Origin of the sequence: Fuerstiella marisgermanici (genome assembly GCF_001983935.1) — a bacterium.
GTDB lineage: Bacteria > Planctomycetota > Planctomycetia > Planctomycetales > Planctomycetaceae > Fuerstiella > Fuerstiella marisgermanici.
This window is the reverse complement of record NZ_CP017641.1, coordinates 2196486-2210030: the sequence shown is the minus strand read 5'-3', so window position 1 is coordinate 2210030 and position 13545 is coordinate 2196486. Positions and strand designations below refer to the sequence as shown.

8 protein-coding genes are annotated in these 13545 nt (G+C 55.8%); 2 read left to right on the top strand and 6 right to left on the bottom strand.

Annotated features, from left to right (window positions below; all coding sequences use genetic code 11):
- Nucleotides 1-203 precede the first annotated feature (203 nt).
- The 3 genes from Fuma_RS08360 to Fuma_RS08345 all read right to left on the bottom strand — a co-directional run bounded on the left by Fuma_RS08360 (nt 204) and on the right by Fuma_RS08345 (nt 5611).
- A complete protein-coding gene (locus tag Fuma_RS08360) occupies nt 204-1706 on the bottom strand; it encodes a phospholipase effector Tle1 domain-containing protein (RefSeq protein WP_145944053.1) in 1503 nt (500 codons plus the stop codon).
- Between the two features lie 230 nt (nt 1707-1936).
- Nucleotides 1937-4804 (bottom strand): di-heme-cytochrome C peroxidase, encoded by a 2868-nt coding sequence (locus Fuma_RS08355; RefSeq protein ID WP_077023722.1) that lies wholly within the window; start codon nt 4802-4804, stop codon nt 1937-1939.
- A gap of 582 nt (nt 4805-5386) precedes the next feature.
- Nucleotides 5387-5611: a hypothetical protein gene (locus Fuma_RS08345; protein ID WP_077023720.1), complete on the bottom strand. Its 225-nt coding sequence runs from the start codon at nt 5609-5611 to the stop codon at nt 5387-5389.
- 714 nt (nt 5612-6325) lie between these two features.
- Here Fuma_RS08345 and Fuma_RS08335 point away from each other — a divergent pair.
- Nucleotides 6326-9928, top strand: a complete 3603-nt coding sequence (locus Fuma_RS08335) for a cadherin domain-containing protein (RefSeq protein WP_077023718.1) — start codon at nt 6326-6328, stop codon at nt 9926-9928.
- A gap of 121 nt (nt 9929-10049) precedes the next feature.
- Here Fuma_RS08335 and Fuma_RS08330 read toward each other — a convergent pair whose 3' ends face one another.
- The gene (locus Fuma_RS08330; protein ID WP_077023717.1) at nt 10050-11240 is read right to left on the bottom strand and encodes an exo-beta-N-acetylmuramidase NamZ family protein; all 1191 of its coding nucleotides are present in this window, start codon (nt 11238-11240) and stop codon (nt 10050-10052) included.
- A 64-nt stretch (nt 11241-11304) separates the two neighbouring features.
- On the opposite strand from Fuma_RS08330, the gene Fuma_RS08325 reads away from it, so the two are divergent.
- A complete protein-coding gene (locus Fuma_RS08325; protein ID WP_145944052.1) occupies nt 11305-11670 on the top strand; it encodes a hypothetical protein in 366 nt (121 codons plus the stop codon).
- On the opposite strand, the gene Fuma_RS08320 is transcribed toward Fuma_RS08325, so the two are convergent.
- Together Fuma_RS08320 and Fuma_RS08315 are read right to left on the bottom strand one after the other, a co-directional pair.
- Nucleotides 11652-13040, bottom strand: a complete 1389-nt coding sequence (locus Fuma_RS08320; protein WP_077023715.1) for a DUF1501 domain-containing protein — start codon at nt 13038-13040, stop codon at nt 11652-11654. The two genes, Fuma_RS08325 and Fuma_RS08320, sit on opposite strands and share 19 nt — an antisense overlap.
- Before the next feature lie 85 nt (nt 13041-13125).
- Nucleotides 13126-13488, bottom strand: a complete 363-nt coding sequence (locus tag Fuma_RS08315) for a four helix bundle protein (protein ID WP_077023714.1) — start codon at nt 13486-13488, stop codon at nt 13126-13128.
- Nucleotides 13489-13545 lie beyond the last annotated feature (57 nt).

Here is a 13545-nt window from a genome sequence, read left to right as displayed (position 1 = left end):
GACCAGCAACTCACAAGGCTCAGCCTTGAAAGCGGCTTCCCGCCCACGCATGACTTAACCTTCACCAGAGGCCCATGCAACTGCAGCGGATTGCGCGAAGACCAACAGCGAATCTCGTCGAATTGTGGCCGCGGAACAGGCGTTTCGGACGTTGAACGGGGTTTCCCACGAGCCGAACCGTCCACAGCAAAAGAGAAACTGCTCTAACCGACGCGTTTGATTGAGAATCGAATACTGCCGCTGTTGTTGCTGTATAGGCGGTCGATGTCGTTGGCGAACGAACACAACTCGCCTGATGTCGCAGCCACAAAGGGCTGGCTGATGTGGCGCATGATTTCGAACAGTTCGCCATCGTGCGGGCCCACGGATCCCATCAATGCGAACCAGTTTGAATCCGGTGAGCGGCGCAGGAATTCTGATGCGGCGATCGCTGCTTCCTTTAGAAACCCTTCCTGAATGTCGTCACGTGTCCATCCTTCCGGCCCACAAGTGATCGTCTTGTCTTTCCATCGTTCGCCGACCGGCACGGTAAACACGTATTTGTGACCGGCTACGATTGCGACGCCATTGCGATTTTGGGTTCGCAGCGCGTGGCACAGAAGTTGGCGTTCTTCACCGACTTCCAAATGAGCCAGTCGCCGCACACCTCGACGCAGATGATCGGCCAGCCCATCAAACGCCTGACTTTCACCGTCCGGAAGCAGCAGCTTGTGCGGGACGCTTCTGAGTGCTTCTGGGCGGTACGTTCTGTCTCCATAAATTCGTTCCGCAGCCGTCCAGTGAATGAGCGGCGCGTCGTTGCCGGGCGAGTCGTTGACGTTGACACAAATTCTGCGAGTGGCCAGCGTCGCGTCGGACAGACGCGGCGTCCGTTCGTGCAGATGCATCGTGGAGAAGTGATCCGGTTCGATCACAATGTCGTCCAGGTCGAGCTCATATTCGGCATCGTCCGGCAACAGGTTGCTGAAGTCGATTGCGGACGGAGACATTGACTTCAGTCCGACGTCGCGTTGCTGCATGGCTTCCAACATGACCTGCAAAGCGCTGTCTGACAATCCGTCGTCGCGATAGCCGCCGCCCACATCGGAATGCACGCCCGGCATCCAGATTTCTGTCACGCGGTCGTCACGGTTCATCAGCGTCGGACGAAATACCAGGCGAGTTTCATCGATCGCGACCAGATGAACGGCCTCCTGTACGCTGGCGGCGATTGTTCCGTTTTCGAACAGGACTTCACTGCGTGGATCGCTGTCCGCTTTGAGGTTGGGCTTTCCGAAAGACGCAACGGTATCAAACATCCCCATGAACCGAACTTTGACCCCGTCTGGAAGCTCGCACGCAAACCGTCTCGCCGTGGCGGCTCCGCGGCTGAAGCCGAACAAGTAGACCTCGTCACCGTCGTTGTAATGCCTGTCGACAAGTGCGGATGCTTCTTCCAGCATGGTGTTCAGCGACAGTCGAGGCAGCGCGAACGCCTTGTCGAAAATCTGTTCCAGCCGGGACCCTCGCGTGCCGATGCCGGAAAAGTAGAAGGACCTCTGCCCGTCGATGTGAGCTCCGTCCCTCATATCGCCGCCGAGCAACAGATGCAGCTTGAGCACGTTGGTAATACTCTTGTCGTCGATCGAGATCAGCTTGTGATCCTGAACGGAGTCTTCCGGCTTGTTGGAAGTGCCGTCGAAACAGAAGATGAGGCGATTGGTCATCGTGGTAGGTTCCTGGCTGGACAGCGCCACCCTTGGGCGTTGGGCCGTGTTTTCGGTCACCCGAAGTGTAAGCGAGGGGTTCGTCGTAACTCGAGCCCTCGCTTACACTTCGGGGTTGCCATTCGCACCAACATGGCGCTGTCCAGCTAAGTTTGTGGCGTTGCAGTGCAAATTCACGGGCGACGTTTTTTTTGCGTTCCAGCTTCGGCTCAGCAGTGAACTTCACGCCGTCACAACCCGCTTGGTTCCTTCGGCAGGCTGCGCAGTTCGACCGACTTCAGGTACACCGCTTTTCGAGCTCGATTGATTCCGCCGAGCGGGCGGTGGTCCGTGATCCCGTGCCACGGAGTGAAGAACAACCGCTCACACTTCACGCGCTGTTCAGGCGAATCAAATTCCTGAGGCCCGATGATGATTCTGGCAACTGGGACAAATGGGTCGTCCCACTCAGTCGAAGCATTTTCCACATCGGTGGCGATGTCCAACTGGTCGGCCGTGCGCACCTGCACGGCAAATTCGAATTCGACGCTTTCGGACGCCAGTCGTTTAATCAAAGTTGTGCGCAGATAGTTGGGATCATCAACATTCGGCGCTTCCATGCTTCGGTTGACTGGCCTGGCGCGATACTTCATCACGCGTCCGTCGCCGAATTGAAACACGGCCGCTCCATGATAGGTGTTGTCGACGGGACTCGCCGGAGGCTGCTCGAATGCGCCTTTGTCTCCATCCACAGCACTGGCGGTCACTCGGCCCACAATCTGCAGCGTGCGAAGCGCTCGTTGAGCGGCTCCTGGACTTCCGCTGGCTTCCATGGCGGCTTTCCAAGCCAGAAATTTCGGTAGTCCGTCGCCTTCCGTCTGATTGAATAACTCATAGTCGTGGACAGTTGCGAAGGCGAAGGCCGGTTGATTGACCATCAGAAAATCCTGAGTCAGTGCGCCATGCAGCGGCAGCAGCGATTCACCTTCAACCCCCAACAACTTGACCGCCATGCCTCGACTACCGTGTCCTGCCCTACCCGACGGATCGCGGTTTGAATCCGGGCCAACTTGTGTGGCTGCGTTGGAGAATCGAATGAAGGCATCGTAGGTCTCGCCGGGTTGGAAAACTCCGACACGGTAATCCGGCCGAAGATCCGGCAGAACTTCGAAGGTCGCCGTCACGCAGCCATGATCCTTCGGGTGCACTCCTCGCAACATGCGCTTAGCACCGGAATATTGCTTTTGCATGCGGTCGGTCATCAAGTCGACCAGACTGGCAATCATCTCTGCTTCGCCACCCGGGACTGCTTCGAGCGATTCGCTGTCGCCTGGCGTGCGCGGGCGACTGGATAGCGACTTCATGTACTCGACAAGTGCGTAACGTTCGTCGTCGGTGAAGTCGCGCCACTTGCCATCTTCGAATGTTTGAGTGAACCCTTCGGCCGGGCTGGAACCATGCCCTTCATGGCCGACGTTTGAGTTTCCGATAATCGGTGTGCCATCGTCATCATTAACTTCAAAGCGGCCGGCTCCTTCGGCATCGATTGCGAAACCGACGTTCACCGGATCAAACTTTCGAGCACCCACTGAAAACGACAGACTACGTTCGGCCGCTGGCAGCAGCGTTTCGTAAAGGCTGGGTACGGAGCCGTTGTGGAAGTACGGCGGATTGGCCCAAATGCCTTCCAGCGGCCGCGAGATATAGCCCGAGCCCATACCTCGCGGATGAGGAGGCGGTTGCGGACCGGGATCTGTTTCGGTCAGGTCGATGCCTTCGGCCGAAGCTCGTTTCGCCATGATGCCTCGAACGACTGTCGCCAGCACCAACAGACGTGGCACTTTTTCTGTGCCGTTGAGTTCATCTTTCAGGATGCCTGTGAAGACGTGATCCGCGGGTGAGAGATTCTTCAGGAACTGAGCGTCCGTGCCGACCTCTTCCAACGTATTCGACGTCACCTGAATTCGTTTCGCATCGTTCAACGCGAACTCGCCGTCCGCTCCGCGCACTGGATGGCAGGACTGGCAGTTCTGACGAAACAGCTTTTCACCGCGGCGGACCTTGGCCTGGTCGAGTTTTCCCAGCACCTCTTCCGGCCAATCCGGTGCTGTCAGATGACCGAGCAGACCGTGTTCCAGACGCAGCAGGTTGCCGAGTCGCACAGTGGAATCGAATAGTTTGGGGCCGGGCTCCAGACTGAACCACCCGAAGACTCCCAGCACTTCACCCACGTTGCGTTTTTCCGGTCGATCCGCCGTCGCCGCCCACTGCACCTGGCTCATGTGCGGCGTATTCCACAACGATGGATAGCTGACCGGCGCATTGGCCGGCCGACGATTGCGAGGATCATCCAACGCCGTTTCACACACTGCGTTCAGGATCGCGCCAAATGCGTCAAGCCGACCATAGCCGTAGGGATGGGCAACTTTGTTCCGCTCGACTAGCCGGTTCACTGCGTCGGCGATTTGTTTCACTTCATCGCCGAGGCTCTGCCGGTTCGCGCTGGACCGCCCAATCGCTGTTGCGAAACGTTCCAGCTTTTCGGGCTGCGTGTGAGTTGCTTCCAGGGCAAGGCCGAGATCACGGAGGAAGGATTCCAGATCGGCTTGAGTCGAACCACCGTCGATCCGCACCGTCTTTCCACCGTAGTCGATTTCATGCGTGTGGCAGGCTGCACATGTTAGCCCGAACCATGCCTCCTGTTCGCGTGGATATAGCTTTTCGGTGGATTCCTTGCCCAGATACGACTGCTTAATGTCAAAGCGAAGCGATCGCCGTTGCACTTGTCGTTTCGCGGCGGCAACGGCGGCGTTTCCAGATTCAGACTTGTCCACACCGTCGCGCACAAACCCGATGGGAAGGCCGTCTGGATTCCGCGGCGACGGCTTTGCAGGCAGGATTCCGTACCGCCTCATGTTAGCGTCGCTGCGAAACAGATTTTTCGAAGTCGGTTGCTCCAGGGCAAGAAACCAGCGGTACGGAATGAGCTGCGATCCCTGCGGCGTAAAGTAGAATTCTTCGCGTTCGTCGTCGTTCCAGCCCTGATTCAGGTAGATTTCCTGGCCAAACGCGGCGGACGTGATCGTGCTGGCAAGCAGCAATGACGTTGTGAATCGCATAAGTGCCCCTCGTGCGTTTAAACAAGCGTTCAGTGGAATGTCTGGCCGCGGCTAAACACCGCCTGTGCCGACGGCAAACAATCGAGGAGCGTTGAATGAACCCGCCAATGCGGTGTGCGAAAGTTGCAAACCATCCGTCGTACGGCATCTGTGCAACTACATTCCGCGAATCCACACGCGCTGGCGGGGAAGGGGACCCAAATGCCAATTTTCGATTTAAGGCGAAAGTTGGTTTCGAACGCGTTCCTTATGCGCGGGCGATCATTGAGATTGCGAAGCCGTCCAAGGTTTAACAGAACCTGATCACGCGTCGGGAGAAGCAGCTGCGCGAAGAAGCAGAGCGGGCGTTCGAGTCGACCGGTTTGAGGGTAAAAAAAAGTGAACCTCAGGCGGCCGAATTTTCTGAGCAGATTGACCAACCAAAGATCGAGCTCGAATGGCTAAACAAAAGACATCGCGCAGAACTTGTGACGGGCTGCCGCATTGGATTGATTGTGGTCACAAAGATCTATGCGTTTTGGTGACAGCGTGAGCTGCTCTGAGTTCACCAGTCACGCCCGCAATACCACACTCCTGGGATCGCTATTCGCGTGGTTCACCGTTTGCTGCAGCAGGCTTTTGTTTTGAACGCATCATCCAACCGGCGAGCGAAAGCACGATGCCAGCGAAGAATGGGCCGTACCACGGAGATACGACAAAGGTGAAGTCAACATTCGCGAGGGCCAGCAGTTTGGAAAGGAGGCCTAATAGTCCGACACCCAGACAGACCACACCGATAATCGTCAACGTGGAAGCGACTTTTGCCATGGGAAATCTTTCCTTATGTTTACCCGCACAAAACGAGTTGCGAATGGCGCGTTAATTTATTTTTCGCTTCACAAACGTTTGCAGGATGCTTCTGCAAAATCAACGTGAGGTCCGATGTGGTCCGACCAGCATGTTAAGCGCTGACGGACGCCGCCATGTCACGATAAACAGCCTGCTTGGAACTCAGCGAAACATGTCGGCGGTGTTTGTCGTCGGGATCTTTGGTCTTCCCGTTGCTCCTCGCCTGAAACGAGCCTTAAGTATCGCAGTTCACCCAAGTTGTGTTGGGCCCTACGAACACTGCAATCTGACACGAATTTCGGGCACGTATTGAGTCGACTTGGTGGATTGCGGGAAATGCGTTGATTTGGCGGGTTTTGTCGGCCATGATCGATTTGTCTCTAGTGGCTGTGGCAAATCAACCACATGGGGGGAGTAGCAAAAGCGATTGAACAGCGTTTTCGCTGGTGACGGCATGCTCGCTAACCACAATCGTCAGGATCAAAACAATAATTAGTGTCAGAAAATCTCAACCTTTTCGTCCGCTTTCTAAGGCCCACTGGGTACCTTTACCGATACACTCTTTCGGTAACTCAGGTATTCTGGAGGCTTTGCTGAGAATTTAACGGCACCTTCTGAACATGTTGTGGGCGTTCGCATACGGGAGCTGCGTCCAACGAACTCGCCGAGACTGTTTACAAAAGCGCAACGACAATGCAAAAGATTCTGAAATCACTGTTCTCTGAGGGCCACGGATCGCGATCGCGGCGCAGCAAGATGACGCGGCACGGCTCATTTGGGCGAGCAGCCCATCTGCGACCAGCTTCAACCCTCGAAAAGCTGGAAGATCGAGCCCTGCTGGCGGCTCAGCTGATCGCGTCTGATGTGACCACCAAAACCGTTTCGGCGGGTGACACTTTCACTGTTCCCGTGATCTACCAAACTCTTGATGACAGTGGGACTGCAGCGGCCCTTCAGTCCAATCTCATTAGTTTCAACCTGCACTTTGACTCAACGCAACTTGAGTTTGTCGAGACGGCTCCGGCCGGTATTTTTACAGAAGGCCTAACAGCAGTTCCGACGGCCGTGCGAGCTGAAAGCGAGGTTTCTGGTGACGACAACGACGCATCAACCAATGATGTTCTGGTAGCCAGTTACACAGACAGCGACTTTGCCCTGTTTTTCGGATGGCCGAACTCACCCTCCGCGTCGGGGTTGACCCTGTATACCGCGACGTTCACAGCTAAAGCTGGCTTCACGGGAACGACGGTTAACTTCTCAGCCAACGAAACGGGAAACGTTGTTGGGCAGGGGGCCTCATTTGAATTCCAGCAGACCCCACTGATGCTCAATGCCCCCGCGGGAAATGCTGACCCAGTGATTGCGTCCGCTGCCAGCGATTCTGTTCCGGAAAACCAGCTGACAGCAATTGATGTCAATGCAACTGACGCCGACGGTGATACGCTGACGTACGCACTTTCTGGCGGTGCGGACGCGGGACTGTTCGACATCAATGGCAGCAGTGGTCTTGTAACGTTCAAGACGGCTCCAGATTTTGAAGCACCCGCAGATGCCGGTGCTAACAATGTCTATAACTTCTCGGTAACGGTCACCGACGGCAATGGTGGAACCGCTTCACAGGACATCGCCATCACGGTGACCGATGTCAATGAAACAGCGAACCAGAATCCCGTCATCAATTCCGCGGCCAGTGCGTCGGTGCAGGAAAACCAAACTTCTGCCATTGATGTCAACGCGACCGACGCCGACGGAGACACGATTACCTACTCAATTTCCGGTGGAGCGGACGCCAGCTTGTTCAACATCGTGGCGTCGACAGGTGTTGTGACCTTCAAGGCAGCTCCCGATTTTGAAGCTCCTGGCGATGTTGGTGGCAACAACGTTTACGACATTGTGGTTACAGCAAATGACGGCAATGGCGGCTCTGCCTCGCAGAATATTGCCATCACGGTAACCAACGTCGTTGAGCAAACGAATCAGAATCCTGTGATTAGTTCTGCAGCGGCCGTGTCGGTGGCTGAGAACCAGGTTTCAGCAATCGACGTTAACGCGACAGACGCGGACGGCGATACTCTGACCTACGCGATCACGGGAGGATCTGATAGCGACGACTTCAACATCAACGCGGCGACCGGTGTTGTCACTTTCAAAGTTGCTCCGGACTTCGAAATCCCCGGCGACACGGGTGGCGACAATATCTACAACCTGCAAGTCACTGTGACGGACGGCAACGGCGGTTCCGCTCTTCAGAACATTGTAGTCACGGTGACCGACGTTGATGAAAGCTCGAACGGAATTCTTCAGGGCCGTAAGTTCAACGACCTGAACGGCGACGGTTTCCGGGACGCCAACGAGCCGTTTTTGAATGGCTGGACGATTCTGCTGGTCAACGCGGCCGGCCAGACAATCGATTCTCAGGTGACTGGTGATATCGATTTCAATGGCGACAACCAGATTGATCCCGCGACGGAAATGGGCTGGTTCCGCTTCTCAACAACGCCAGGCACCTACACGCTTGAAGAAGTTCCTCAGGATGGCTGGAAGCAAACCGCTCCCGCGAGCCGTCTGGCTGCTCGGGCATTCGAGCTGGATTCCCAACTGGAATTCCGCGAAACAACAAGTGCCTTTGAAAACTGGGGCGGACTTGGTGAAACATGGTTCCTTGGTGCCAACAACTGGTACTACGTGACGCCCGATGGTTCGCTATATGCATGGAACGGCAGCCCTCGCGACAACCTGTCTGGCGACTTGGTCGAAACTTTTAGCCCGGAATACCACCAGGATCCGAGCTTGCTGTTCGACGCCATTCCAGCCGTCAGCGATACCTACACCGTTGTGGCCAACCAGACGTCCCCCAACGTCAACTTTGGCAACTTTAACATCGGCAATCCTGCTTCGATTACCGGTCGCAAGTGGAACGATCTGAATGGCGACGGTCAACGCAGCGACGATGAGCCGTGGCTGAACGGTTGGACGATTGAGCTTCTGAATGCTGACGGTGTAGTTGTTGGTTCAACCATTACGGCCGACATGGACATCAACGGCGACAACGTGATCACTCCCGGTGTTGAATCCGGTTGGTATTCGTTTAACGATGTGACGCCTGGTCAGTGGACCGTTCGCGAAGTGGTCCAGGCTGGTTGGGAGCAGACGTCACCCGCCGATGCGGTTGCTGCTGAAGCCTTCAAGTTAGACAGCGAACTTAATCTGCGGTACAGCCGCAGCCTGTTTAACAACTGGGGTGGTCTTGGCGAACGCTGGATGCTGGGCGACAGCAACTGGTACTTCGTGACTCCAGATGGTTCGTTCTTCGAATGGAACGGCAGTGCAAGAGACAACCTAAGTGGCACAAAGATCGGGCAGTTGTCTGCTGATTACCACGCGAGTCCGGAACTGATCTACGACGCGTTGAACCCAGCAGCCTACAGCCTGACGGTAACTCCGGGCCAAACGGTCGAAGACATTAACTTCGGCAATCGTGAAATCGGTGGCGGCGGAGGTTCGACTGACTTTGATGGTCAGGGCAATGTCAAAGTTCGCGTGTCCGGCAATCACCTGATTTTGACCGGTGACAACGCGGGCAACGGCGTTCTGGTTTACACGAACTCTGCAGGATTTGTCACAGTTGAAGGACTGGGCGATACCACGATCGATGGTCACAGCACGCCATGGGTCAGCCAGTCATGGACAGCAATTCCAGGCGATCTTCGAGTCGATCTAAACGACGGTGACGACGCTCTGATCATCCAGAATCTTTCTGTCGGCGACGATGTGACGGTGCGGTTGGACGGAGGCGATAATTACCTGCTCGCTTCTGAATTGGCGGTAGCGGACAATCTTGATGTCAAGACGTCTTCGGGCCACAACACCATCGTGATTCAGGATTCGGAAATTGGTGACGCCGCGAAGATCGTGACGGGCAATGGTCAGGATGCGATCTTCGGTGATGGTGTGACCGTTGGTGGCAAGACGACTATTTCCACCAAGCGTGGGGACGACGTCTTCGCGATCCGTGACTCGTCTCACCTTGGCAATGTCAGTGTCGACGCCGGCCGAGACAACGACCAGGTCGTACTGGTTGGAGCAAACTCACTGGGCGGCAAAGTGACGGCAGACGGTGGGGCCGGAACGGACGCGTTGGACGTTGATAGTTCCACGACGTTTGTATCTGAGCCAAGCGTGAAGCGTTTTGAGAGCGATTCAATCGCTGATGTGTCGGGCTTGCTGGATTCCTTGATGGAACGTCTGGCCAGTGTGGGACTCGACGGTTTGCTGGACTTCGCCAGCCCTGCTTAAAGCAGTGTGAAGTTCGCTTAGAACTTTGAAAATTGGATAGCTACAGGGCGGTCGAGACAAATGTCTCGGCCGCCCTGTTCTTTTTGATTCAAAGCTACTGTGACGCAGCCGCAGCTTCGATTCAATCTGCGCCATACATCAGGAACGGTTCACAGCGGCTCCACCACGCGTCTTCGTCGCACGCCGCCAGCGACAGCATTGAGTGCTCATTTTGAGTCAGGCCTTTATTGGCGGCTGTTCGATACCGGTCGTGGCCGTAGAGAATATCAATTGGCGGTTTGTGATATTCATACTCATACGGTGGCGGCAGCCAGAGATCCTGATCACTCGCCAGTTCAGCCGCCGCGGCAATGATCGCTACTGTCAGCTCAAAAGATCTCACGGCCGCTGCGTCTTGCACATGAATCGCGAGCCCGCCGCAGGAGGCATCCTTCCATTTGTCAAACGTGGGCCTGAAGTGGACCGGCATCAACCCGACGCCCGGATGGTCCCATCTGTTGACCAATCGCAGCAGTTCCGTGGGATCCAGAAACGGTGCTCCGACGACTTCAAACGGCATCGTTGTTCCTCGACCTTCCGACAACGTCGTTCCTTCCAGTAACACTTGACCGGGATACAACACCGCGGTTTCGAATCGAGGCATGTTGGGCGAAGGAGCGATCCATGGCAGCCTGGTTTCGGGAAATAACATCGACCGCCGCCAGCCGGTCATGGGGACTACCGTTAGATCCGCACCGATGTTTTCTTCGGTGTTAAACATCTTCGCCAGTTCGCCAATCGTCAGCCCGTGACGCATGGGAATTTCGGTGCCGCCCACAAAGCTGCGGAAGCCGGGTTCCAACAGAGGGCCTTCGGCGACCAGTCCGCCAAGTGGATTGGGGCGATCGAGGACGCAAACCTTTACCCCGTGCTTTGCACAGGCGTGCAGACATTCCAGCATCGTCCAGATGAATGTGTAGACGCGAGTCCCCACGTCCTGAAGATCGATGACAAGGCAATCGATTTGCGCCAGCATTTGCTGGGTGGGACGACGTGTTTCCGAATACAAACTGGCGACCGGAAGGTTCAGCGACTCGTAAGTGTTATCCGGCGATTCAATCATGTTGGCCTGCTGTTCGCCCCACAACCCGTGCTGCGGAGAAAACAACAATTTCAGTCGGCCTGGGAAAGCGTTTTCGAGCAGATCGCAAGCGTACCGGAACGTGTTGTCGACCGACGCCTGGTTCATCAGCAGGCCCAGATTTGCGTTTCGCAGGTCTGCTGGCGGTGCGGCGAGAAATTCTTCCAGTCCGGTTTTGACGTATTCAGTCAACGTGAATTTTCAATCTTTTAAAACCGTGGTCGACTCGGCGAAACCTGGCTGCCTACAATCAGCCATGAGCACTTCTGTTCCGAGCATTCCCACAAAGAAGCGAAGCCTGACACTTTGGTCGGTGGGGCTGACTTTTATTTTCGAAGCTGTGACGTGTCTACTGCGTTTCGGCATGCAGATGGAATCCACGCGAAACACAGCCTCAACAATTGGTCACATCACGTGCGGGCTGCGGATCCATCACAGCTATATTGGCGTGCTGATGATCGTATTCGCATGTTGGCTTTGGCAGAAGTTTCCTGGTTTTTCGTGGGGGCTGCTGGCAGCGGGACTGGGCCTGTTCTTCAGCGACATGATCCATCATTTTCTGGTGCTTTGGCCGATCGTCGGTTCGCCTCAGTTTGACCTTGTCTACCCCACCAGTTCCTGAATCACTTCACCGCCAAACTGAGACAACTGCTTGTAGCGTCCGCCGTGGAAGTAGGTCAGTTTGTTGTCGTCCAGTCCCAGCAGGTGTAGCAGTGTCACATGGACATCGCGGATTGGATGCACAACGTCGACCGCTTCCGCCCCGATTTCGTCCGTCGCGCCGACGATGGTTCCCTTTTTGACGCCGCCACCAGCAAACCACATGTTCATTGCATCGACGTTGTGGCCGCGGCCCAGTGCGGTGACTCCGCCGCGATAATTGTTGTCTGGCGTGCGACCGAATTCGCCCGTCCAGACGACCAGCGTATCTTCCAGCAATCCTTTCGCTTTCAGGTCTTTGATCAACGCCGCGATCGGCTGGTCGACACTGTTAATTCGTGAGGAATGGCCTTTCTCCAGGTAGTCGTGGCTATCCCAGCCACCGCTAAAGATCTGCACAAAGCGAACGCCTTCTTCGACCAGCCGCCGAGCCATCAGACACTGCCGCCCGAACGCTTCACATTCTTTGCGGTCCAGACCGTACGACTTTTGAATGTGTGCTGGTTCACTGTCGATATCGACGATGCCAGGAATTTCGGTCTGCATCCGAAACGCCAATTCGTAGCTTTCCATGCGAGCGGCAAGGTCGCGATGTTCGGGATGCCGTTCGGCGTGAGTCGCATTCAGCATTGCTAATTGGTCGAGTGCCTGTCTTTGGTGCTCACGCGTCTTAAACTTCGGCGGATTCAGGTCCAGAATCGGGGAGCCAGTCGATCGCAGCCGGGTTCCCTGATAGTGCGCGGGCAGGAAACCGTTGGTCCAGTTCGCCGGACCGGCCTGCGGCAGGGCGAGTTCCGTCATGACGACGTAGCCCGGCAGGTTTTGATTTTCGGATCCAAGGCCGTACGTCGCCCACGCTCCCAGGCCCGGATCGCCGCCCAGCCGGCTGCCCGTGTTCATGTGCAGCAACGCTTCCGGGTGGTTTAGTGATTCCGCCTTACAGCCGCGATACACGCACAATTCGTCGGCGACTTCCGCGTCTGCAAGAAACTGCCACGGTTCACTCATTTCGATCCCAGCGTTCCCCACCTTGCGCGCCTTAAACGGGCTACCGACGTAGAACCGCTTGCCGGTGGCCAGGCCCTTTGTGCGAGTCGATTCCTTTACATGAAGGGCGTTGAGATACGGCTTGGGGTCGAAGGTGTCGACGTGACTCGGCCCGCCCTCCATGAACAGCATGATGACGGCTTTCGCCTTCGCTGGCTGTTGTGGCTTCTTCGGAGCCAGCGGACCTGCCTTCGGCGTGTCTGCCGCCAGCAGGTCGGTTAGGGCAAGGGCGCCAAGGGAAGATCCGAGGCCGTAGAGATAGTTTCGACGTGGAATGAGGGACATAGCTTTGACTCGGAAGTTGAATGTCGAATGTTGAACAAGGAATTTCGAATGACGAAGTGAACCGCAGTGGGTCGATTTCAGACCTTTATGGTTTCGATCTGGCGGTTTCTATGCTCTTGACGAAGATCGAAATCGGTTGGTTGCATTCTTCGATGATGTCTTTCGTGCGATCTGGTGAACACAATGGTTTGCGTTCGATAATCTTCAGCCAGATCATTGTTTCACGCAGTTCTTTCAGTGCCACCTTCAGCTTGTGAATAAAGTCTTTGCGGGATTCGGCGCTCTGTGCTTCGCCGTAGTTTGGGGCTGGCGAAGTTGCGGACCGAACCAGTTGACCGGCAACATGCTTTCCAACTCGAGTCTCCGGCAACGCTTCTACCACACTGATGATCCGAACTGCGAATTCTACCAATCGATCTTCCAGGTCGAACGCGTACTTTTGCCCCATTGTACCTCGCCCCTTTGCGGCTCACTTCGCAATTCGAAATTCCTTGTTCGGCATTCG